Annotated in this window: 24 protein-coding genes; 8 read left to right on the plus strand and 16 right to left on the minus strand. The window is 65.5% G+C overall.

Annotation, left to right across the window (positions count from 1 at the left end):
* Nucleotides 1-26 precede the first annotated feature (26 nt).
* Nucleotides 27-1,520 carry a tetratricopeptide repeat protein gene (locus tag AC1RQP_RS14840; protein WP_492937508.1) on the plus strand — a complete coding sequence of 498 codons (1,494 nt, stop codon included), beginning with the start codon at nucleotides 27-29 and terminating at the stop codon, nucleotides 1,518-1,520.
* Nucleotides 1,521-1,538: 18 nt separating this feature from the next.
* On the opposite strand, the gene AC1RQP_RS14845 is transcribed toward AC1RQP_RS14840, so the two are convergent.
* The 4 genes from AC1RQP_RS14845 to AC1RQP_RS14860 all read right to left on the minus strand — a co-directional run bounded on the left by AC1RQP_RS14845 (nucleotide 1,539) and on the right by AC1RQP_RS14860 (nucleotide 4,444).
* Nucleotides 1,539-1,958, minus strand: coding sequence for a DUF6455 family protein (locus tag AC1RQP_RS14845; protein WP_131874192.1), 420 nt, complete (start codon nucleotides 1,956-1,958; stop codon nucleotides 1,539-1,541).
* A gap of 280 nt (nucleotides 1,959-2,238) precedes the next feature.
* Nucleotides 2,239-3,024 carry a glycosyltransferase family 32 protein gene (locus AC1RQP_RS14850; RefSeq protein ID WP_492937509.1) on the minus strand — a complete coding sequence of 262 codons (786 nt, stop codon included), beginning with the start codon at nucleotides 3,022-3,024 and terminating at the stop codon, nucleotides 2,239-2,241.
* 141 nt (nucleotides 3,025-3,165) lie between these two features.
* Complete coding sequence (leuD, locus tag AC1RQP_RS14855) at nucleotides 3,166-3,771, minus strand: 3-isopropylmalate dehydratase small subunit (protein WP_061880161.1); 606 nt, start codon at nucleotides 3,769-3,771, stop codon at nucleotides 3,166-3,168.
* Between the two features lie 274 nt (nucleotides 3,772-4,045).
* Nucleotides 4,046-4,444, minus strand: a complete 399-nt coding sequence (locus AC1RQP_RS14860) for a metallopeptidase family protein (protein WP_239628874.1) — start codon at nucleotides 4,442-4,444, stop codon at nucleotides 4,046-4,048.
* A 252-nt stretch (nucleotides 4,445-4,696) separates the two neighbouring features.
* Here AC1RQP_RS14860 and AC1RQP_RS14865 point away from each other — a divergent pair, with 252 nt between their 5' ends.
* Together AC1RQP_RS14865 and AC1RQP_RS14870 are read left to right on the plus strand one after the other, a co-directional pair.
* Nucleotides 4,697-4,978 (plus strand): hypothetical protein, encoded by a 282-nt coding sequence (locus AC1RQP_RS14865; RefSeq protein WP_492937864.1) that lies wholly within the window; start codon nucleotides 4,697-4,699, stop codon nucleotides 4,976-4,978.
* Between the two features lie 52 nt (nucleotides 4,979-5,030).
* Entirely contained in the window at nucleotides 5,031-5,294 is a 264-nt protein-coding gene (locus AC1RQP_RS14870; protein ID WP_492937511.1) for a hypothetical protein, read from the plus strand.
* Between the two features lie 9 nt (nucleotides 5,295-5,303).
* Here the strand turns inward: AC1RQP_RS14870 and AC1RQP_RS14875 are convergent, their stop codons facing one another.
* Nucleotides 5,304-5,600, minus strand: coding sequence for a DUF1330 domain-containing protein (locus AC1RQP_RS14875; RefSeq protein WP_239628880.1), 297 nt, complete (start codon nucleotides 5,598-5,600; stop codon nucleotides 5,304-5,306).
* 177 nt (nucleotides 5,601-5,777) lie between these two features.
* Between AC1RQP_RS14875 and AC1RQP_RS14880 the strand changes: the two genes are divergently transcribed.
* Nucleotides 5,778-6,347 (plus strand): hypothetical protein, encoded by a 570-nt coding sequence (locus AC1RQP_RS14880; RefSeq protein ID WP_492937512.1) that lies wholly within the window; start codon nucleotides 5,778-5,780, stop codon nucleotides 6,345-6,347.
* A gap of 124 nt (nucleotides 6,348-6,471) precedes the next feature.
* Here AC1RQP_RS14880 and AC1RQP_RS14885 read toward each other — a convergent pair whose 3' ends face one another.
* The 7 genes from AC1RQP_RS14885 to ffh all read right to left on the minus strand — a co-directional run bounded on the left by AC1RQP_RS14885 (nucleotide 6,472) and on the right by ffh (nucleotide 12,550).
* Nucleotides 6,472-6,681: a hypothetical protein gene (locus AC1RQP_RS14885; protein WP_197965103.1), complete on the minus strand. Its 210-nt coding sequence runs from the start codon at nucleotides 6,679-6,681 to the stop codon at nucleotides 6,472-6,474.
* Nucleotides 6,682-6,774: 93 nt separating this feature from the next.
* Nucleotides 6,775-8,181, minus strand: coding sequence for a 3-isopropylmalate dehydratase large subunit (leuC, locus tag AC1RQP_RS14890; RefSeq protein ID WP_239628885.1), 1,407 nt, complete (start codon nucleotides 8,179-8,181; stop codon nucleotides 6,775-6,777).
* A gap of 459 nt (nucleotides 8,182-8,640) precedes the next feature.
* Nucleotides 8,641-9,021, minus strand: coding sequence for a 50S ribosomal protein L19 (rplS, locus tag AC1RQP_RS14895; protein WP_011083318.1), 381 nt, complete (start codon nucleotides 9,019-9,021; stop codon nucleotides 8,641-8,643).
* 110 nt (nucleotides 9,022-9,131) lie between these two features.
* Complete coding sequence (gene trmD / locus AC1RQP_RS14900; protein ID WP_492937865.1) at nucleotides 9,132-9,887, minus strand: tRNA (guanosine(37)-N1)-methyltransferase TrmD; 756 nt, start codon at nucleotides 9,885-9,887, stop codon at nucleotides 9,132-9,134.
* 121 nt (nucleotides 9,888-10,008) lie between these two features.
* Nucleotides 10,009-10,578, minus strand: coding sequence for a ribosome maturation factor RimM (gene rimM, locus AC1RQP_RS14905; protein WP_492937866.1), 570 nt, complete (start codon nucleotides 10,576-10,578; stop codon nucleotides 10,009-10,011).
* Nucleotides 10,579-10,584: 6 nt separating this feature from the next.
* Nucleotides 10,585-10,917, minus strand: a complete 333-nt coding sequence (gene rpsP / locus AC1RQP_RS14910) for a 30S ribosomal protein S16 (RefSeq protein ID WP_061880170.1) — start codon at nucleotides 10,915-10,917, stop codon at nucleotides 10,585-10,587.
* 85 nt (nucleotides 10,918-11,002) lie between these two features.
* The gene (gene ffh, locus AC1RQP_RS14915) at nucleotides 11,003-12,550 is read right to left on the minus strand and encodes a signal recognition particle protein (protein WP_492937513.1); all 1,548 of its coding nucleotides are present in this window, start codon (nucleotides 12,548-12,550) and stop codon (nucleotides 11,003-11,005) included.
* A gap of 519 nt (nucleotides 12,551-13,069) precedes the next feature.
* Between ffh and AC1RQP_RS14920 the strand changes: the two genes are divergently transcribed.
* On the plus strand, nucleotides 13,070-14,050 hold the full coding sequence (locus tag AC1RQP_RS14920) for an MBL fold metallo-hydrolase (protein ID WP_492937514.1): 981 nt from the start codon (nucleotides 13,070-13,072) through the stop codon (nucleotides 14,048-14,050).
* Between the two features lie 164 nt (nucleotides 14,051-14,214).
* Here AC1RQP_RS14920 and AC1RQP_RS14925 read toward each other — a convergent pair whose 3' ends face one another.
* Nucleotides 14,215-14,919, minus strand: coding sequence for an SIMPL domain-containing protein (locus AC1RQP_RS14925; RefSeq protein ID WP_492937515.1), 705 nt, complete (start codon nucleotides 14,917-14,919; stop codon nucleotides 14,215-14,217).
* 5 nt (nucleotides 14,920-14,924) lie between these two features.
* Nucleotides 14,925-15,647 carry a GyrI-like domain-containing protein gene (locus AC1RQP_RS14930; protein ID WP_239628893.1) on the minus strand — a complete coding sequence of 241 codons (723 nt, stop codon included), beginning with the start codon at nucleotides 15,645-15,647 and terminating at the stop codon, nucleotides 14,925-14,927.
* A 235-nt stretch (nucleotides 15,648-15,882) separates the two neighbouring features.
* Here AC1RQP_RS14930 and dapF point away from each other — a divergent pair, with 235 nt between their 5' ends.
* The gene (dapF, locus tag AC1RQP_RS14935) at nucleotides 15,883-16,758 is read left to right on the plus strand and encodes a diaminopimelate epimerase (protein WP_492937516.1); all 876 of its coding nucleotides are present in this window, start codon (nucleotides 15,883-15,885) and stop codon (nucleotides 16,756-16,758) included.
* The gene (gene mtaB / locus AC1RQP_RS14940) at nucleotides 16,758-18,011 is read left to right on the plus strand and encodes a tRNA (N(6)-L-threonylcarbamoyladenosine(37)-C(2))-methylthiotransferase MtaB (RefSeq protein WP_492937867.1); all 1,254 of its coding nucleotides are present in this window, start codon (nucleotides 16,758-16,760) and stop codon (nucleotides 18,009-18,011) included. The genes dapF and mtaB overlap by 1 nt, the downstream gene beginning before the upstream one ends.
* A 196-nt stretch (nucleotides 18,012-18,207) precedes the next feature.
* On the opposite strand, the gene AC1RQP_RS14945 is transcribed toward mtaB, so the two are convergent.
* Both AC1RQP_RS14945 and AC1RQP_RS14950 read right to left on the minus strand, forming a co-directional pair.
* Nucleotides 18,208-19,317: a DUF2336 domain-containing protein gene (locus AC1RQP_RS14945; RefSeq protein WP_492937517.1), complete on the minus strand. Its 1,110-nt coding sequence runs from the start codon at nucleotides 19,315-19,317 to the stop codon at nucleotides 18,208-18,210.
* Between the two features lie 259 nt (nucleotides 19,318-19,576).
* Nucleotides 19,577-20,278, minus strand: coding sequence for an RluA family pseudouridine synthase (locus AC1RQP_RS14950; RefSeq protein ID WP_239629459.1), 702 nt, complete (start codon nucleotides 20,276-20,278; stop codon nucleotides 19,577-19,579).
* Nucleotides 20,279-20,490: 212 nt separating this feature from the next.
* On the opposite strand from AC1RQP_RS14950, the gene ftsY reads away from it, so the two are divergent.
* Nucleotides 20,491-21,435 (plus strand): signal recognition particle-docking protein FtsY, encoded by a 945-nt coding sequence (gene ftsY / locus AC1RQP_RS14955; RefSeq protein WP_492937518.1) that lies wholly within the window; start codon nucleotides 20,491-20,493, stop codon nucleotides 21,433-21,435.
* Nucleotides 21,436-21,546 lie beyond the last annotated feature (111 nt).

Consider the following 21,546-nt stretch of genomic DNA (forward strand, 5'->3'; position numbering starts at 1 on the left):
ACTGCTTCCCGTCCCGGATATGGCGAATGGGCTTTGGTATGCTTCGCAAATTATTCTGGTGCTGCGTAATCCTTGTCCTCGCAGGCCCCGCAGCCGCTATTGACCGCGTCAAAGGCGACGTAAACCCGGCCATTGCCACCGCCTCGGAGGCCATCCGGCGAGATCCGAAGGACGCGAATGCGTACTACAACCGAGGGAATGCTTACGCCGCCAGCGGCGATACGGACCGCGCCATAGCCGACTACACGACGACGATCCGGCTCGATCCGGCGCATGTGAACGCGTATTACAACCGGGGCAACGGTTACAGCAGCAAGGGCGACACGGACCGGGCCATCGCTGACTACACGGCGACGATCCGGCTCGATCCGGCCTATGCCAACGCGTACTACAACCGAGGCAACGCCTACAGCAACAAGGGCAACACCGATCGCGCCATTGCCGACTACACCGAGGCGGTGCGCCTGCAGCCGGCGAATGCGAACGCGTATTTCAATCGCGGAAACGCCTACGGCAACAAGGGCGACGCGGACCGTGCCATCGCCGACTACACCGAAACGATACGCGTGGATCCCACCTATGCGAACGCGTATGTCAATCGCGGGCTGGCCTACGAGAAGCGCGGAGATTTCGCCAAGGCAAGAGCCGATTTCAACGCCACGCTCGGACTGACTCAGAGCGCCACAAGATGGGCTCTCGACAAGGCGCGTGAGCGGCTCTCCGCCCTGCCGCCGCCGCGGCCAGCTACGATCCTGGTCGAGAAAGCCGGCGTACCCCCGTCCGTCGCGGCGCCCGGGGTTGCGAACGGTGATCGCCGTATCGCCCTCGTCATCGGCAATTCCGCTTACGAAAACGTCGCCGCACTGCCGAACCCCGTCCGCGATGCGAGCCTCGTCGCCGATGTGCTGAGGCTCACCGGGTTCGAAGCGGTCACTCTGCTGACCGATCTGCGCAAGGATGCCTTGGTGAATGCCTTGCGCGAGTTCGCTGCACGTGCGGAAACGGCGGATTGGGCGGTCGTGTATTATGCCGGACACGGCATGGAGGTCGGCGGCATCAATTATCTCATCCCGACCGATGCGAGGATCGCCGCGGACCGCGAAATCGGGTTTGAAGCAGTGCCGGTCGATCAGGTCCTCAATGCCGCCGAGCGCGCCAGAAAATTGCGCCTCGTCATTCTCGATGCGTGCCGTGACAATCCGTTCGCCGCCCAGATGAAACGCACGATGACGATGGCGTCGCGTTCCGTGTCGCGAGGTCTCGCCCCGCTCGAGCCGGAGGCTGGAACGCTGGTCGTCTATGCCGCCAAGGACGGCGAGACCGCGCTCGACGGTGACGGGATCAACAGTCCGTTCGCGACCGCCTTCGTCAAGAATCTTCCGACGCCGGGCCTCGAAGTCCGCAGGCTGTTCGATTTCGTTCGCGACGATGTCATGGAAGCGACCGGCCGCAGGCAAAAGCCGTTCAGCTACGGCTCGATCTCCGGACGGCAGGACTTCTATTTCGTGGCTGGCAAGTGAGGTCCGACGGGGTGCAGCTCAGCGCGGCGCGAGGTCGGCGCGATCGAGCGACTCCAGCGTCGAGGCGTTCGCGCAATAGCCGTGATAGTTCTCCGCGGCGGTGCCCTCAGCGAGATCGCGGTCGCACTGTCCCTTGTGACCGCAGAGCGAGCAGGTCCGCTCCATGTCGCGCAGCAGCAGGGGCTGCGCCTGCCCGAGCCGCTCCGCACTGATGCCGAGCTGCTCCAGCATCTTCGGAAGTTCGTCGGCGGCGTGCCGGCCGTGACGGACCAGCTCTTCGAGATCGTCGGGCGCGATCCTGAGATCATTCGCGATCCGGTCGAAATCGGCGCGATCGAGCTGCCGCATCTCGTTCATCTCGCGGCGATGCTTCAGCCAGTTCGCAAAGGACTCGATGAGGTCCTGAACGATGGGATAAGGCTTGCTTGCGGTGCTCATGGAACGCTCCATTCGGACGTCGGAATTGGAGCGAATTAAGCACAATGGTGCAGGAGCGCGTTGCGCTGGATCAAACTGGGAAGGGGCCGCGGCCTCCGCTGCACCTCTCCCGCTTGCGGGAGAGGTCGACGCGTCGCGGGCGATGCGAAGCATCGTCCGGCGCGTCGGGTGAGGGTTTTCTCCTCTTGGGGATTGTCCCATTGCGGAAACACCCTCTCCCCAACCCTCTCCCCAACCCTCTCCCGCAAGCGGGAGAGGGAGCGCACCTCCAGCGCGGCAGCTACGCAAACCGCTCCGCCGCCCAGGCATACAGGCTGCCCGGAATCGGCTTTTCGCCGCCGCGGCCCTTGGGCGAGATGTGCAGGCCGATGATCTCGGGGCTGGTGACGAGGCCGAGATAGCTCGATGGGTCGAAGAAGCGTTTCGGCTCGGCATGCACGGCATAGAACGACTGCTTCGGAAGTGCGTTGTGCAACTCATCGGTGCGGCGCGCGAGCGCGGTCAGCGCGGCAGGGCCGTAGATCGCGACGCGAATATCCGAAAGGCGGTTCGAGCCGCCGCGCAGGCGGCGCATCATGAAGGTGACGCGGTGGCGCAGCGACAGCCAGTCCGGCGTCAGCTCATCCTGCTCCATCAGCTCCTCGAACGCGCGCACGATGCCGTGCCCGCGCGGAAGATAGATCACGGAGTTGCCGAGCTGGCGCGGCCGCTCCCAGGCGAAGTACGGTTTTGCCGGATCGATCTCGATGGGCTTCAAGAGCAGCACATCGGCATCGAGCCAGAGGCCGAGGCCCTTCGCCATCAGCTTCATGCGGAAGAAGTCGCTGAACTGCAGCTTGGTCCAGTCGCGCCAGCTGCCGTCCGGCTGCGGCGGCCGCAGCCGTTCGGAGAAGGCGTGCGGCAGGATCGCCTCGGCATCCGCATTGGCGATTCCTGCAGGCAGGCCGGGAATGGTGTCGAAGCTGTAGACCGTGATCTTGTGGCCGGCAGCGAGCTGCGAGCGCAGACAGGTCCGGCGCAGCGCATCCATCGGGCCATGCCAGAAGGTGACGATCTCGGGCAGCATGAGGAAAAGCTATACGGGATATCCGGAGCAAAGAAAAAGCCCCGGCGCGGATGGCGCACCGGGGCTCGAACGAGAACTAGAGCATGATCAGGAAAAGTGTGCAGCGGTTTTCCGGAAAGATCATGCTCAAAGAATATGAAGTCAGGCCCAGGCGCGTTCGCGCTTGAGCTTCTCCTCGTAGCTGTCGATCGAGGCCTTCTTCTCCATGGTGAGACCGATGTCGTCGAGGCCGTTGATCAGGCAGTGCTTGCGGAACGGGTCGATCTCGAACTTGACCTTGCCGCCGTCGGGGCCGCGGATCTCCTGGTTCGGCAGGTCGATCGTCAGCGTCGCGTTGGCGCCGCGCTCGGCATCGTCGAACAGCTTGTCGAGGTCTTCCTGCGAGACGCGGATCGGCAGGATGCCGTTCTTGAAGCAGTTGTTGTAGAAGATGTCGCCGAACGAGGTCGAGATCACGCAGCGGATGCCGAAGTCGAGCAGCGCCCAGGGCGCGTGCTCGCGGCTCGAGCCGCAGCCGAAATTGTCGCCGGCGACCAGAACCTTGGCGTTGCGATAGGCGGGCTGGTTGAGAACGAAGTCCGGGTTCTCGCTGCCGTCGTCCTTGTAGCGCTGCTCGGAGAAGAGCCCCTTGCCAAGGCCGGTGCGCTTGATGGTCTTGAGGTACTGCTTCGGAATGATCATGTCGGTGTCGACATTGATGATCTTCAGCGGCGCCGCGACGCCTTCCAGCGTGGTGAACTTGTCCATGGTTGCGCTTTCCCGGATGGGTCTGGAGGAACGGGTATTTATCGCGATCGGGGCAGGAATCCTAGGCCAAATTGGGCAGGGCTAGCCTGCTCAGCGAGTTTGAGACCGGACTGGCGCGGCGTCGGGACTTCACCTCTCCCGCCTGCGGGAGAGGTCGCGCCGAAGGCGCGGGTGAGGGCTCTCTCCTCTAGGGGACGGTCCCGTTGCGGCGACACCCTCTCCCCAACCCTCCCCCGCAAGCGGGGGAGGGAGCGCATCGTCTTCGTGGCCCTCGCTACTCCGCCCGCGCTTCGATCGCCGCCATATCGTCGTCGGAGAGGCCGAAATGGTGGCCGATCTCGTGGATCAGGACGTGGCGGACGATATGGCCGAGGCTTTCGTCGTGCTCGGCCCAGTAATCCAGGATCGGCCGGCGGTAGAGCCAGACCATGTTCGGCAGCCGCGCCACGTCGCCAAAGCTCTGCTGGGGCAGGCCTACGCCCTGGAACAGCCCGAGCAGGTCGAACTCGCTCTCGCACCTCATCTCGTCCAGGACCTCCTCGGTCGGGAAGTCGTCGACGCGGACAATCACGCCCTCGCAGAGCTTGCGAAATTCCGCCGGCAGGCGCTCGAACACCTCGTGAGCCATCGCTTCCATCTCGGCCAGCGAGGGCGCTTTCAATTCCGTCCACATGGGCTTCTTCTAAAGCGTTTTCGAGCGCAGTGGATACCGGTTTCGCGTGAAGAGGACGCGTCAAACTAGAATCCGGGGCCTGTTCCGATTCCATCAGAACGAGCTCTGTCGCGGGTTCCGCGGCGATGCATCTGGCATTATAAGCGCGGCGAGGTTGACGGGCGCCGCCAAAACGGGGAGCGTGGGGCCGTCGATGGGACGTTTCAGGTGGGCGGAAAAATGCGAGCGAAAACAGCGCTGACTCTACTGTGCATGGGGTTGTTTTCGCAGTTTTGCGTCGGCGCGGACGCCCAGACCGCCAGCCCCGGGATTCGCCTCGCCCAGGCGGCTCCGCCTGACGACGTTCCCCCGCCACGCAAGCGGCCCCCGGCGCGCCTGCGCGTCACGCCCTATTACAGCCCGGACGGTGTCTATCCCCGCTACAATCCGGGGCCCGACGCACTCCGCGTGTGCAACGCCACCTATGTGCAGGAGTACCGGCCGAGCGGCACCGTGATCGTGCCGCGCGTGAGCTGCTACTGGCGCCGGGGCTGACCAGTTCAATGCCCGCGCCAGCGAACAGCGCGGTGGCCTCGTGGGGGTCGTGATGGCGAGATGGATCGCATTGGCCGTTGCCGTCGCGCTTGCCGCCGGCCTGCTTCGCGCTGCTTCCGCGGCGCAAAGGGTGACGATACCCGAGGCCTCGGCGGGGATCGCGGTTTTCGATATGCGACGACACGCGCGAACCCGTGACATCGTGCGGCCTGCTGCGCGCCCTGATCCACGCTATTACGCGCGGCCCGTCTACTACCGCCCCTATCCTTACGGCGTGCCCGCACCTTTCGTGTTCAGCTACGGGCCCTTCTGGTGAGGCGCCGCTCTAACCGGGCGCAAATCCCCTGACCAGCAGCACGGTCGCCTGCGCGCCGGCCTTGCGATCACGCGAGATGTCCTCGTACTCGGGCGAGTTCGAGAAGGCGAGGAACGCGGCCTCGTCGGGAAACGACATCATGACCAGCTTGTCATGCGGCCATGCGCCTTCGAGCACGCGCGGATGTTCGTCGGCGGCGAGCAGCCGTCCGTTGTAGTTCTTGAACACGTCGAAGAATCGCGCCTGATAGCGGTCATAGGCCGCGCGGTCCGTCATCTTCAATTGTGCAATGGCGTAGACAGTCATCTGCAAAATTCCTCCCGTCGCGGCACTGCGTCGCATCGCGGGACCCAGCGTCGTTCATTCATGGCGCGTTCACCTCGCTCTCCTCAGTTTACCCGAGGGAGCGACCGTTGTTGAACAGCAATGGCGCAGCCGAGACGTCGCGCCGCAGCTCTGCTGTCCAGATTCAGGGAGGATTCCATGCTGAGAATGTTCGGCCTCGGGACGAGCCCGATGCGCTTGCTCGGGCTTGCGGCCGCCGCGACGCTGATGCTGTCGGCCGGCACCGCGCGTCGGGCTGAAGCACTCACCTTGATCAATCCGGCGACGTCACCCGCAACGAAGGCCGCGGCCGACGATCTCGTCACGCAGGTTCGCCACGGTGGCGGGCATGGTGGACATGGCTTTCACGGCGGAGGTTTCCGCGGAGGCGGCTTCCACGGCGGCGGGCGACATATCGGCGGCTTCCACGGCGGCGGTTTCCGCGGCGGCCATGTCGGTGGCTTCCGCGCCGGGCCGGCCTTTCATCACCGTCATGTCGGCGGCTTTCGGCACGGCGGCTTTCGGCCTGGCGGATATGGCGGCTACCACCGTCACTGGGGCCATCATCGCCCGCACTACGGCTATCGACACTTCCGCCGGCCCTATTACGTTGGCGGGTATTATCCCTACTACAACTATCCGCGCCGCTGCCGGATCATCTGGACCTATTACGGCCCGCGCCGCGTCTGCCACTGGCCGCGCTGGCAGTATCCGTACCGCTATTGGTGACGTGAGTGAATTGCTGGCCCTGCATCCGTCATGGCCAGGCTTGTCCCAGCCATCCACGTTCTTGGGGCTTGCACAGAGAGTTCGTGGGTGCCCGGGACGAGCCCGGGCATGACGGAGAGGCTGGTTAGAGCCAATCCTTCAGCTTCCATGACGAAGCCTTCCACCGCATCAAATTCTCGACCTTCCACTGCCTGAACATCGCCGGCGGCCAGCGGCTGAGCCTGGAGGTCTCCTCGACCTCCGGCTTGGCGACGATGCGCAGCGGCGTTGCGCGCCGGCGGTGCTGGCGCGTCGCGTCACTGATCAGATCGACATATTCCGGCTTGTTGGCCATGAGGCGCGTCCTCGCGAACCGTCGCGAGGACACAATGTGGGCGAGGCGGATTAACGGCGGTTTGCCGCGATCGCTACAATTGCAGGAACCGGCTTACCGCCAGTCCCTGACATCGACGAAGTGACCGGCGATCGCCGCCGCCGCTGCCATCGCCGGCGAGACGAGGTGCGTGCGGCCCTTGAAACCCTGGCGGCCCTCGAAATTGCGGTTCGAGGTCGAGGCGCAGCGCTCTTCCGGCTTCAGCTTGTCCGGATTCATGGCAAGGCACATCGAGCAGCCCGGCTCGCGCCATTCGAAGCCGGCCTTGATGAAGATCTTGTCCAGACCCTCGGCTTCCGCCTGCTCCTTCACGATGCCGGAGCCCGGCACGACCATGGCGTTGACGTTCGCTGAAACGGTCTTGCCTTCGGCAATCTTCGCGGCCGCGCGCAGGTCCTCGATGCGGCCGTTGGTGCAGGAGCCGATGAAGACGCGATCGAGCTTGATGTCGGTGATCTTGGTGCCCGCTGTCAGGCCCATGTACTTGAGCGCGCGATGCTTGGAGATGCGCTTGGCCTCGTCCGCGATCTTGTCCGGATCGGGCACGATGCCGGTCACGGAGATGACGTCTTCAGGCGAGGTGCCCCAGGTCACGATCGGCGGCAGCTTCGCGGCATCGAGGCGCAGCTCGTGGTCGAAATGCGCGCCGTCGTCGGAGCGCAGTGTCTCCCAATAGCGCATGGCCGCATCCCAGTCCGCACCCTTCGGTGCCTTCGGGCGGCCGCGCAGGAAGTCGAACGCCTTCTGGTCGGGCGCAACGAGACCCGCGCGGGCGCCGCCTTCGATCGACATGTTGCAGACCGTCATGCGGCCTTCCATCGAGAGCGCACGGATTGCCTCGCCGGCATATTCCAGCACGTAGCCGGTGCCGCCCGCGGTGCCGATCTCGCCGATGATGGCGAGGATGATGTCCTTGCCCGTCACGCCGTCAGGCAATTTGCCGTCGACGGTGACGCGCATGTTCTTGGCCTTCTTCTGGATCAGCGTCTGCGTCGCCAGCACATGCTCGACCTCGCTCGTGCCGATGCCGTGCGCGAGCGCGCCAAACGCGCCATGCGTCGAGGTGTGGCTGTCACCGCAGACGATGGTGGTGCCGGGCAGAGTAAAGCCCTGCTCGGGGCCGATGACGTGGACGATGCCCTGGCGCCTGTCGAACTCGTTGTAATATTCGACGCCGAATTCCTTGGCGTTCTCGGCCAGCGCCTTGATCTGCTCGATGCTTTCAGGATCGGGATTCGGCTTGCTGCGATCGGTGGTCGGCACGTTGTGGTCGACGACGGCGAGCGTCTTCTCGGGCGCATGGACCTTGCGTCCCGTGGCGCGCAAGCCTTCGAACGCCTGCGGCGATGTCACTTCGTGCACCAGGTGGCGGTCGATGTAGAGCAGGCACGTGCCGTCGTCGGCTTCGTGCACCAGATGGTCGTTCCAGATCTTGTCGTACAGGGTGGTCGGCTTGGACATGAGCGTCAGCTCCGAAGAATGTGTGTCAGCGATGAGCGCGCCTGGCGCGCGGGCAACAAAACCGTCAGCGCAGCTTTTAGGCTGCGCGCGTAAGCTCTGACGTTGCCGAGGTCGCGAAGCGTCCGAAGAACCGGCCAGGCAGCCGCGAGCGATCGTCGATGACGATGCGCTTGGCGGACGAGGGGCTGGTCAGATCTGGAAACATTCCAAGAATATATAGCAGGCCGAATTGAAATCGCGAGTGCTTTCAATGCGCGGTCAGGGCATGACCCTCATCCTGAGGAGCGCGCTCTTGCGCGCGTCTCGAAGGATGAAGGCCCGGTCTGCGGCCTCGCCCTTCGAGACGCGCGTTCCGCGCTCCTCAGGGTGAGGGGCGGCACCGCATGCGCGGCTTGAGGCCAAACAAAAAAGCGCGGAGCCGAGCCCCGCGCTTTGGAAACTTGCCCGGTGGGGCGAAGCTTACTCGCCGACGGCGGCCTGGCGGTCCTGCTTCTCGACGATGCGGGCCGACTTGCCGCGAAGGTTGCGGAGGTAATAGAGCTTGGCGCGACGCACCTTGCCGCGGCGCACCACCTTGATCGAGTCGATCATCGGCGACATCACCGGGAACACGCGCTCGACGCCCTCGCCATAGGAAATCTTGCGGACGGTGAAGCTCTCGTTGAGGCCACCGCCGGAGCGGCCGATGCAGACGCCTTCATAGGCCTGCACGCGGGTGCGGTCGCCTTCGACGACCTTCACGTTGACGATCACGGTGTCGCCGGGGCCGAATTCCGGAATGTCCTTGCCGGCGGACAGCTTGTCGAATTGCTCTTGCTCGAGCTGCTTGATCAGGTTCATGGGTAAATCTCCATCGGCGCGCCCAGCCTTTTCAAACGGGGGCTGCGCGAAATTCGTCTATCCAGCCATTGCGGATGTGGCCGCTCCTATAAGGCAAGCCGGAGCGTTTGTCACCCGTCTGTCTTGGTTTTTGGCGTTTTTTGGCGCCCGGCCCGATTCGGGACGGGGGTCGGCACTTGCGCCCACAAATCCGGCCGCCGGGCCGCCGTCAGGGCCTCCGATTGCGCCCGCCGCCAGCCTGCAACCTTGGCATGGTCGCCCGAGGTCAGGATTTCCGGGATCGGGACCCCCTCAAACAGCTGCGGGCGGGTGTATTGGGGGTATTCGAGCAGCCCGTCCGAAAAGCTTTCCTCGGTTCCCGAGGCCTCCTTGCCCATCACCCCGGGCAGGAGCCGCACACAGGCGTCGATCAGGGCCAGGGCCGCGATTTCACCCCCGGACAGGACGTAGTCGCCGATCGAGATCTCCTCGAGGCCCCGTCCGTCGATCACCCGCTGGTCCACCCCCTCGAACCGCCCGCAGACAATCAGGGGGCCGGGGCCCCTAGCCAGCTCCGTGACCCGGGCCTGGGTCAATGGCCGACCCCGCGGGCTCATCAGGAGGCGCGGCCGCTCCGGTCCGGTCTCCGCGGCGTCGATGGCGGCAGCCAGCACGTCCGCGCGCAGCACCATGCCCGGGCCGCCGCCGGCCGGGGTGTCGTCGACGCTGCGGTGGCGGTCGGTGGCGGAGGCGCGGATGTCCCGCGCCTCGAGCTGCCAGAGTCCGGACGCCAGCGCCCGGCCGGCCAGGCTCACGCCGAGCGGCCCCGGAAACATCTCCGGAAACAGCGTCAGCACGGTCGCGCGCCAGGGTGAGGGATTGGTCATCGGATCCAAAATGTCTCGTCGTTCCGGGGCGCGCGAAGCGCGAGCCCGGGACCCATAACCACCGCACTTCGCTTTGCGATGATGGGGGCTACCAGCTTAGCCAAAAAACCACGGCCTGTGACTATGCGTCCCCGCCCCCGTGCGCTTTGCGCACCAGGCGGGGACCACTCGCGGAAGGATGTTCGTCGCCCTCGATTTCCTGCGGCAGCGCGATCACCACGCGCCCGCCGGCGAGATCGACTTCCGGCACCACCGCATTGGAGAACGGCAGCAGCAGCGTCGGGCCCTTGGACGGGGCGATCTCGATGATGTCGCCGGCGCCGAAATTCTGGATCGCGACGACGCGGCCGAGCGCATCGCCGTCCGTGGTGACGGCGGCGAGACCGATCAGGTCGGTGTGGTAATATTCGTCCGCGTCGGTCGCGGGCAGCTTGTCCCGCGGAACGTAGAGCTCGATGCCGTTGAGGCGCTCGGCTTCATCGCGGGTCGTGACGCCCTTGAACGTCGCGACCAGATGATCTTTCGCCTCGCGCGCCGTTGCGACCTCGAACTGGCGCTTGCCGTCCTTGGACAGCAGCGGACCGTAGCGCCTGACGGCGAAGGGATCCTCGGTGAAGGTCCAGAGCTTGACCGCACCGCGCACACCATGCGCGGCGCCGATCCGCGCGACGCAGACCAGCGCCGACATGATCTGGCCTTAGGACTTGGCGGCGGCTTCGGCCTGCGCCTTGCGCTCCTTGCGCGGCACGGCCTTCTCCGGGTTGTTGCGCGCTTCGCGCTTCTTGACGCCGGCAGCGTCGAGGAAACGCGCCACGCGGTCCGAGGGCTGCGCGCCCTTGGCGACCCAGGCCTTCACCTTCTCCAGGTCGAGCTTGAGGCGCGCCTCGTTGTCCTTCGGCAGCAGCGGATTGAAATAGCCCAGACGCTCGATGAAGCGGCCGTCGCGCGGAAAGCGCGAGTCGGCAACGACGACGTGATAGACGGGACGCTTCTTGGTGCCTGCGCGGGCGAGGCGGATAACGACGGACATTCAGTTCTCCTTCAAAGTACAGTTTGTTCGGTTGATTGGTATTCCGCGTTGCGTGGGACCGGTGCAGTCCCCCGCGACGAATTCCTCATTTCTTCTTGCCCGGAAAACCGCCGAGGCCCGGCAGCGTGGGCTTGCCGCTCAGCCCGGTCAGTCCAGGAAGGTTGGGCAGACCCTGGCGAAGACCCGCCGGCAAATCCTTCGGCAGGTTCGGCAGACCCTGTCCGCCGCCGCTCTGCATCTTCTCCTGAAGCGCCTTCATCTCTTCCGGAGAGGGAGGCTTCATGCCGCCGCCAAAGCCCATCGCCTGGGCGATGCCGGCGAGCGGGCCGCGCTTGCCCGAGCCCATGGCCTTCATCACGTCGGCCATGTTCCGGTGCATCTTGAGCAGCTTGTTGACGTGCTCGACACTCTGGCCGCTGCCGGCGGCGATGCGCTTCTTGCGGCTCGCTTTCAAGATATCCGGATGCCGGCGCTCGTCGCGGGTCATGGAATCGATGATCGCCACCTGGCGCTTCAGGATCTTGTCGTCGATGCCGGCCGCCGCGATCTGGTTCTTCATCTTGGAGATGCCGGGCATCATGCCCATCAGCCCGCTGATGCCGCCCATGCTGGACATCTGCAGCAGCTGCTCGCGCATGTCGTTGAGGTCGAACTGACCCTTGCGCATGCGCTCGGCCGTGCGCGCAGCCTTTTCGGCATCGATGTTGGCGGCGGCGCGCTCGACCAGCGACACCACGTCGCCCATGCCGAGGATGCGGCCGGCGATACGATCGGGATGGAAATCCTCCAGCGCGTCGGTCTTTTCTCCGGTGCCGAGCAGTTTGATCGGCTTGCCTGTGACCGCGCGCATCGACAGCGCGGCGCCGCCGCGGCCGTCGCCGTCGACGCGGGTCAATACGATGCCGGTGAGGCCGACGCGCTGGTCGAACGAGCGCGCGAGATTCACGGCGTCCTGGCCGGTGAGACTGTCGGCGACCAGCAGTACTTCATGCGGGTTCGCCGCGGCCTTGATCGCCGCCGCCTCCGCCATCATGTCTTCGTCGAGCGTGGTGCGGCCGGCGGTGTCGAGCAGCACGACGTCGTAGCCGCCGAGCTTGCCGGCTTCCAGCGCACGCTTCGCGATCTGCGGCGGCTGTTGCCCCGCCACGATCGGCAGGGTCGGAATGTCGAGGTCGCGGCCGAGCACGGCGAGCTGCTCCATCGCCGCCGGACGGTAGACGTCGAGCGAGGCCATCAGCACCTTGCGCTTGTCGCGCTGGACCATGCGGCGGGCGAGCTTTGCGGTGGTGGTCGTCTTACCCGAGCCTTGCAGGCCGACCATCATGATCGGCACCGGCGGCACGGAATTGACGTCGATGGTCTGGCCTTCGCTGCCCAGCGTATTGACCAGCTCGTCATGGACGATCTTGACCACCATTTGGCCGGGGGTCACCGACTTGACGACGGTGGCGCCGATCGCCTGCTCGCGGACGCGCTCGGTGAAGCTGCGGACCACCTCGAGCGCGACGTCGGCCTCCAGCAGCGCGCGGCGCACCTCGCGCATCGCGGCGTCGACGTCCTTTTCGGTCAGCGCACCGCGCCCCGTCAGACGATCGAGAATGCCGCCAAGCCGTTCCGACAGATTGTCGAACAATGCCGTTGTCCCTTGTCCTGCTCGCGCAGGGTTGCCGCGTTCACCACTGTCATGCCCCGGCTTGACCGGGGCATCCAGTACGCCGTGGCTGTTCGGTTCCACCCGAGCCGCCTCTGGAATACTGAATCCCCCGCCTTCGCGGAGGATGACCGCTTTCCTGGGCAAGCGATCTTCCAAACACCTTTGCGCCCGAGGGCGCACAGCGCTGTCGGGCGTTGACCTCTGGTCCTAAGGCCAGTCGGCGGGTCGAAAAGAAAGCCTTTCCGAGAAAGTGGCGGGGTTAAACGCCGCTCCCGCCCAAAAGTCAAGGAAAGTTAGGGTGCCGGGGCGCCCTTGATAAGGCAAGGTACTGAAAATGTGACCTTTTTGGCCATGGGTTCCTTTTCTGCCAGCCCGGCCCATATAGCCGGTGATGTCTTACCGCCCGACTATCCCTACGAGCCTGCCGGTCACCCGACTTCTGGGGGCCGCTCGCCGGCGCCGGTGCTCCGGTCGGCGTCCTCGCGCTGGATCTTCCGCATGAAAACCTATGACGGCCCCGCCTCCGACCATTTCAACGGCCTGCACTTCTTCGATCCGGACGGGGCACCGCCGAAATCGCTTCGCGAGGTGCTGCGCTGGCAATTTGGCGGCAAACGGCAGCGCGCGAAATGGCCCGTTTGGGCGCCGAGCCCGCATGCCGACATCCCGCCGGAGCGCGTCGAGGGCGACAAGGTGCGGCTCTCCTTCGTCGGCCACGCCAGCTGGCTGATCCAGGCCGGCAGCCTCAACATCCTGGTCGATCCGGTCTGGTCGATGCGGGTCTCGCCGGTCGCCTGGGCCGGGCCGAAGCGGCACAACGATCCCGGCATCGCCTTCGAGAAGCTGCCGCAGATCGATGTCGTGCTGGTCTCGCACGGGCATTACGATCATCTGGATATCGCGACGCTGTCGCGGCTCACCAAGAATTTCGCCCCGCGCGTCGTCACCCCGCTCGGCAATGACGTCACGATGCGCGGCGCCGATCCCACCATCAAGGTCGAGGCCTTCGACTGGCACGATCGCGTCGAACTCGGCGGCGGCATCGCCGTGCATCTGGTGCCGACCCGGCACTGGACCGCGCGCGGCATGTTCGATCGCAACAAGGCGCTGTGGGCGAGCTTCGTGCTGGAGACGCCGGCCGGCCGGATCTACGTCGTCTGCGATTCCGGCTATGGTGACGGCCGGCACTTCCGCCGCGTCGCCGAGAGGCACGGGCTACTACGCCTCGCGATCCTCCCGATCGGCGCCTACGAGCCGCGCTGGTTCATGCGCGACCAGCACATGAACCCGGAAGATGCCGTCAAGGCGCTGCTCGACTGCGGCGCCGAGCAAGCGCTCGGGCACCATCACGGCACGTTCCAACTGACGGATGAAGCGATCGACGCGCCGGCGAAGGCCTTGGTGGAAGCGCTCGATGCCGCGCAGATTCCGCAGGACAGATTCGTGGCGATGAAGCCTGGGCAAGTGGTGGAGATTTAGCTCTCCACACGCACAGCTCGTGCCCCGGACGCAGCGCAGCACGTCAGTGATGCGCTGCTGAGCCGGGGCCCATGTCGCTGCATTGTATCGTGGTATCGTGTTGCTGCTGGGTCCCGGCTCTGCGCAGCGTCACTGCGTGCCGCAGCGCGTCCGGGACACGAGACCTACTGTCCCGGCTTGATCGCCCAGCTCACATTCACCGTCACCGACAGCGTCTCCTCGCCCGGCGCCACCGCGGCCTGTGGTGCAGCGGCCATTGGCGCTGCCATGCGGCCCTTGAACAGCGGCACCGGGCCGCCGCCCTCGGTGACGCTGAGCGGCGCGCCCAGCGTCACGCCGGCGGCCTTGGCATAGACCTCCGCCTTGCGCCGCGCATCGGCGATCGCCTGCTCGCGTGCATCGTCGAGCAGCTTTGACGCCTGCGTCACCTCGAAGGAGATATTGCCGATATCGTTGGCGCCGGCGCTGACCAGCGTGTCGATGATGCCGGCCACCTTGGTCACGTCGCGGATCTTCACGGTGACGCGGTTGCTCGCGCGGAATCCGACCACGGGCGAGGCGCCGGTGGATTTGTTCTGACCGTATTGCGGCTGCAGCGACAAGCGCGATGTCTGGAAGTCCTTCTCGGCGATCCCTGCGCCCTTCAGCGCCAGCAGCACCTTGCCCATCGCGGCATTGTTGGCGTCGGAAGCTTCCTTCGCCGTCTTGGCATCGTTGGCGACGCCGGCATCGATCTGCGCGAGATCCGGGGCTGCGGAAATCGTGGCTTCGCCGCTCACCGAAATGGCGGACGGAAAATCGTCGGCGCGTGCGGGCGCCGTCAGCAGTGCGGTGGCGAATACGGCGGCGAGCAGGGCAGGCTTTTTCATCATTCTCACTTCAGCGGCACGAAAACATTGATCACGAGCTTGTCCTCGGCCGTCTTCAGGGGATCGGTGAGGTACTCCTCGATGAAGGTGTCCTTGGCTTCCAGCTTCTTGTCGTCGAGATGGTTGGTGATCGCCTCATAGGTGTTGTCCATGTTGTCGTAGGACCCGCGATGGACGAATTTCAACGCCTTGCCCTCCGGCGATTTGCCGATGCTCATGTCCTTGGACAAGTTCTTCGGATCCTGGTCGACCGGGATCTCGGCAAGGAAGGTGAAGCCGGTGTCGTCGGTCGAGGTGTAGACGATCATCGCATTGCCGGCTTGCTTGATGCCCTGCTTGTCCAGCAGCGCATTGAGGGCCTTGAAGGCGTCGATCAGCGTGTCGAAGGCCGAATCCCAATTGGCAGTGCCCTTGACCATCACGACCTTCCTCGCCTCGAGCGTGGTCTCGAGGCCGAAGGGATCGGCGGTCTGCACCGGAGCGGGGCTTGCGGCCGCCGCGGGCGGGGACGCCGCCGGGCCGGGTGAAGCGCTGGCGGCGGGCGAAGGCGTCGCTGCCGGGGCTGGCGACGCGCTTGCCGCGGGGGCGGGTGCCGCCGATGGCGCAGGCGAGGGGCTTGCCGACGCGGCCGGTGCCGGGCTGGGTGTCTGTGCCGGAGCCCCGGACAGGCCAATCGACATGGCCGCCGGGATCAGCGCGGCCAGAGCGAGACGACGAAAACTGGTCATTCTATTCTCCCCAAGGCCTGGATTCACCAAGGCCCAAATTCATCAAGGCCTTACCCACCAAGGCCTCAACCTGGCCGCGCGTCCCGGTTCGCGCGAACCGCGCCGTTCTAACACGCGAGCGCCGAATTCGTCCCATGACAGATGCGTCATGGCCGACGTCCTGGCTCGCGGCCGCAAATCACTGGCCAAGCTGGCAAGGATCGCCATATAAGGCGGGCGAAATTCGGGAATTTTCATGAGCGCGCTGGCCAACCACGCATTTGCCAAGATGAACGGCATCGGCAACGAGATCGTTGTTGTCGACATGCGCGGTTCCGCAGGCCGGGTGACGCCGGACGATGCGCGGGCGGTAGCGGCTGCGCAAGGCGGCATCGCCTATGACCAGCTCATGGTGCTGCAGAAGCCGCGGCTGGACGGCACCGAAGCCTTCATCCGCATCTACAACAATGACGGCTCGGAGGCCGGCGCCTGCGGCAACGGCATGCGTTGCGTGGTGCGCCGCATCTTCGAGAAGACCGGGCAGACCGCCGCGACCTTCGAAACGGCCGCCGGCCTGCTCAATGCCTGGCAGGGCCCAGCGGCCGATCTCTACACCGTGGACATGGGTGTGCCGAAGTTCGGCTGGCAGGACATTCCGCTGGCGGAAGAGTTTCGCGACACCCGCTACATCGAATTGCAGATCGGGCCGATCGACGATCCGATCCTGCATTCACCCTCCGTGGTGAGCATGGGCAATCCGCATGCGGTGTTCTGGGTCGAGGACGTCAACGCCTATGACCTCGAACGTTTCGGTCCGCTGCTGGAAAACCATCCGATCTTCCCCGAGCGCGCCAACATCACGCTCGCCCATATCGTCGATCCCCAGCACATCACGATCCGCACCTGGGAACGCGGTGCGGGCCTGACCAAGGCCTGCGGGTCGGCGGCTTGCGCCACGGCCGTCGCCGCGGCGCGGCTGAAGCGCGCAGAGCGCAAGGTCGAGATCATGCTGCCCGGCGGCAAGCTCGGCATCGAATGGCGCGAGCGCGACGACCATGTGCTGATGACCGGCACGGCGACCTTCGAATATGAGGGCCGTTTCGATCCGGCGCTGTTCGCGCCCGTCACGTGATGGGCGTCGAGGTCGTCACCTTCGGCTGCCGCCTCAATGCCTTCGAGGCCGAGGTGATCCGCAGCAAGGCGGAGGGCGCAGGCCTTTCCGACACCATCGTCATCAACAGCTGCGCCGTCACCAACGAGGCAGTGGCGCAGGCGCGCCAGTCGATCCGTAAATTGAAGCGCGAGCGGCCCGGTGCGCGCATCGTCGTCACTGGCTGTGCCGCGCAGACGCAAGCTGCGATGTTCGCCGACATGGCCGAGGTCGATCGTGTCGTCGGCAATGACGACAAGCTGCATGGCGAAGCGTGGCGCGAGACGCACGCGGCGTTCGGCGTCGGCACCAGCGAGAAGATCGCCGTCAGCGACATCATGGCTATCAGGGAGATGGCGCCGCACCTCGTCGACGGCTATGCGAGCGGCCTGCCGCGTGTGTTCGTGCAGGTGCAGAACGGCTGCGACCATCGCTGCACCTTCTGCATCATCCCGTTTGGCCGCGGCAATTCGCGCTCGGTGCCGATGGGTGCCGTGGTGGAGCAGGTGCGGACGCTGGTCGAGCGTGGTCATGCCGAGATCGTGCTGACCGGCGTCGACCTCACCAGCTACGGCGCCGATCTGCCCGGCGCGCCAAAACTCGGCCTGCTGACCAGGCAGATCTTGCGGCATGTGCCGGAGCTGAAGCGCCTGCGCATCTCCTCGATCGATTCGATCGAGGCCGACAGCGATCTGCTCGATGCCATCGCCGGCGACGCGCGACTGATGCCGCACCTGCACCTGTCGCTGCAATCGGGCGACGACATGATCTTGAAGCGCATGAAGCGGCGGCATTCGCGGCAGGATGCGATCGCGTTCTGCGACCAGGTCCGCCGTCTGCGCCCGGACATCGCCTTCGGCGCCGACATCATCGCGGGCTTTCCGACCGAGACGGAGGAGATGTTCTCGCGCTCGCTCGGCCTCGTCGAGGAATGCGGCCTCACCTTCCTCCACGTCTTTCCCTATTCGCCGCGGCCCGGCACGCCGGCCGCGCGAATGCCGCAGGTTGCGGGGCCCGAAATCAAGGAACGCGCGAGACAACTACGCGCGGCGGGGGAGGTGGCGTTGCGGCGGCGGCTGCAAACCGAGATCGGCGCCACGCGCGATGTGCTGATCGAGAGCGCGGGGCAGGGCCGAACGGAGCATTATCTTCCGGTGGCTGTTGCGGGCGAGTGTGTTGGAAGCGTGGTGTCGCGCAAGATTACCGGCAGCGATGGCGAGCGGCTGACTGCGTAGCTCTGCTTCTTCCTTCTCCCCTTGTGGGAGAAGGTGGCGCGTAGCGCCGGATGAGGGGTTGTTTCAGCATACGCCATTGCGAGCGGCTCGCTCGCTGAGAGATACCCCTCACCCGTCTCGCCGCTACGCGGCGAGCCACCCTCTCCCACAAGGCGAGAGGGAAGAAACGTGCAACGCCGCATCCACCAAACAGAATTTACGACGCCCTGACCTGCCAGAACCGCAGCGTCCGCTTTGCATTCTCCGGCGTCATGCGCGCGTAGTGCGCTTGCGCCCTGGCGAGATCGGCCGGCTTCATCGCGCCCGTCGCGAATCGGCTTTCGAGCACGGCGCCTGTCGTCTCCCAGCTGAGCTGCGCGGCCTTGCATGGCACCAGCAGGCCGTCCTCGCGCACGCTCTGCATCAGCGGGCGAATCACCTCGACCGTCGATCCGGATAGTGCCGCAAGGGTCGCCACAGTCTCCTCATAGCGCCGTTGTCTGGCGAAGCCGAGCAATGCCGCCTCGTCGAGCTGGCCGGTCGCCTTGAGACCCGCGATGGCGCGCTTGGCGCCTTCGAAATCACGGACACCGGACATCTCGCGCTCGACGCCGATGGTGACGGCAGCGATCGCGCTCCGGATCTCCTCGAACAGATGCGGCGGCGCGCGCGACAACAGGCGGGCGCGCACGGCGTCCGTCGCCGAGCGCAATAATTGGCGACGCAGATCCGATGGCAGATCGACCCGAACGCCGATGCTGACGGCGAGCTCCGGATCGCTCTCGGCCTGTCCGACGATGATGGCAAATCCGCCTCCGGAGACGCGCGCGCCGGGATTGGCGGCGAGCCGCCGGCTGACGCTGGGATAGCGGCGCGCCAGCAGCGCGTCGGTGACGATCTCCTTCAGCCACCAGCGCCCGGCGATCGCGAGCAGATGCGGCTCGCCCTTGCTGGAGGCGATCTTCACCAGTTCGCCGTCGTCGAGGCGCGCGGATTCCTGCAGCACGGGACCGGCGATGCGGATCTCGTCATTGTTGGCGAGGCGGCGGATCACGGACGGCGGTGCCTGCGCGACCGGCGCGAGCTGGGCGCTGATCTCGGCGAGCGCGATGCGTGCGCCCATGTCGGCGATGGCGCGCAGCTCGATGGTGCCGATCAGGCGCTCGAGCACGTCGTCGAACAGTGCGATCTGCTCGTCGTCAAAGCTGCCGGCGGAAGTCAGGAACAGGTCGGTGACGCGCCGGGCCGTCTCCAGCCCCTTTTCCGGCGAGCCTGCCCGAATCGCGGATTCGACCTCGTCGATGATCGATTGCTGGGCCTTGGACATCACGCGCTGCTCGTCCCGAGCGGTTAACGGAAGCTTTTTCTAAGCAAACGCTATCATTAGAGAGGAGCGCTGAAGGTTTCGTAAACCATGGGGCTTGAGAGCGGCCACGAAGACAGTCGGCTCCCTCCCCCGCTCGCGGGGGAGGGGTGGGGAGAGGGTGTCTCCGCAAGCGAGGACCCCCAAGAGGATAGAGCCCTCACCCGCGTCGCTTCGCGCCGCGACCTCTCCCGCCAGCGGGAGAGGTGAACATCAGCGGCACCTATTCCCCATTCCACCCGCAAGCCCTGAGCTTCTCGTGCATGTGCGGTGGGGCCGGCGCCACGACGCGGACCGGCTCCTTGTTCCGGGAGATCGGCACCACGATCTCGCGGGAATGCAGGTGCAGCTTTGGCTCGCCGAAGCGCGGGCCGTTGCCGTAAATGTTATCGCCGAAGATCGGCCAGCCGGTCGCGGCCGAATGCACCCGCAATTGATGGGTCCGGCCGGTGACGGGTTCCATGGCGAGCCAGGTCAGGCCCTCGCCCCGGCCCATCACTTTCCAGTTGGTGATGGCCTTCTGCCCCTCCGGGTCGGGCTTCTGCCACCAGCCGCGCTCGGCGTTGAGGCGGCCGAGCGGCATGTCGATGGTGCCTTCGTCTTCCGCGGGGCCGCCCTCGACCACGGTCCAGTAGGTTTTGCCGATCTTGCCATGCTTGAACAGCAGGCCGAGCGATGCAGTGGCCTTGCGATGGCGGCCGAGCACGAGGCAGCCGGAAGTGTCCTTGTCGAGCCGGTGAGCCAGCACCGGCGGCCGCGGCAGGCCGAAGCGCAGCGCGTCGAAGGAATCCTCCAGATTGGCGCCGCCCTTGGGACCGCGATGCACGGGAAGGCCGGCCGGCTTGTTGATGACCAGCATCAAGCCGTCGCGATGGAGCACGCGCGACAAAATCTCCTCGGCGGTCAATTCGGGAACATCGAGCAATTGCAAGACTTTCGTTTAATCGTCGGAACGGCTAACACACACCAGTGCGGCGGATTTGGCATTCGCCCGGTGTTCGCCGCAAGCGCGAAGCGAATGCCAAATCCAAGAGCCGCACTGGCAAAGAAATTTTCGCTCGGGCCGCTCCTCGATTTGAAGTTCCTAACCGAACTTGCGGCAAGAGAGTAGGAACTTCAAATCGGCGGCACGAGCACATGAACGATACCTCCGAGACCCCCAAGCTGAGCTGGTGGCGCCGCCTGTCCAACGGGCTGAAGCGCACGTCGTCCTCGCTGGGGACCGCGGTCGCCGACCTCGTCACCAAGCGCAAGCTCGACCGCGCCATGCTCGACGACATCGAGGACGTGCTCTTGCGTGCCGATCTGGGCACCTCGGTCGCGGTCCGGATCGCGGACGCGGTCGGCACGGGGCGGTATGACAAGGCGATCTCGGCCGACGAGGTCAAGGACGTCGTCGCCACCGAGGTCGAGAAGGTGCTGGCGCCGGTGGCGAAGCCACTCGAGATCGATGCGGCCAGGAAGCCGTTCGTCATCCTCGTCGTCGGCGTCAACGGCTCCGGCAAGACCACCACGATCGGCAAGCTCTCGCAAAAATTCGCATCCGAGGGCCGCAAGGTGATGCTGGCCGCCGGCGACACCTTTCGCGCAGCGGCGATCGAGCAGCTCAAGGTCTGGGGCGAGCGGACGAAGACGCCCGTCATCGCCGGTGCGCAGGGCTCTGATTCGGCAAGCCTCGCCTTCAACGCGCTGACGGCGGCGAAGGAGCAGAACATCGACGTGCTCCTGATCGACACCGCCGGCCGCCTGCAGAACAAGGCCGAGCTGATGAACGAGCTCGAAAAAGTCGTGCGCGTCATCCGCAAGGTGGATGCCAGCGCGCCGCACGCGGTGCTGCTGGTGCTGGACGCCACCGTCGGCCAGAACGCGCTGTCGCAGGTCGAGGCCTTCCATCGCACCGCTGGCGTCACCGGCCTCGTGATGACCAAGCTCGACGGCACCGCGCGCGGCGGCATCCTGGTGGCGCTCGCGGAGAAATTCAAACTGCCGGTGCATTTCATCGGCGTCGGCGAAGGCGTCGACGATCTCGCGCCGTTCACCGCGCGTGATTTCGCCCGCGCCATCGCCGGAATCGAGTCGTAGGTTTCCTCGTCATGCCCCGCGAAGGCGGGCATCCGGTACGCCGCAGCTTCTCGGTTCAGCCGAGCTGCCTCTGGAATACTGGATCCCCCGTCTTTCGCGGGGGATGACAGC

The organism is Bradyrhizobium sp. GW821-FHT13H06 (assembly GCF_058803975.1).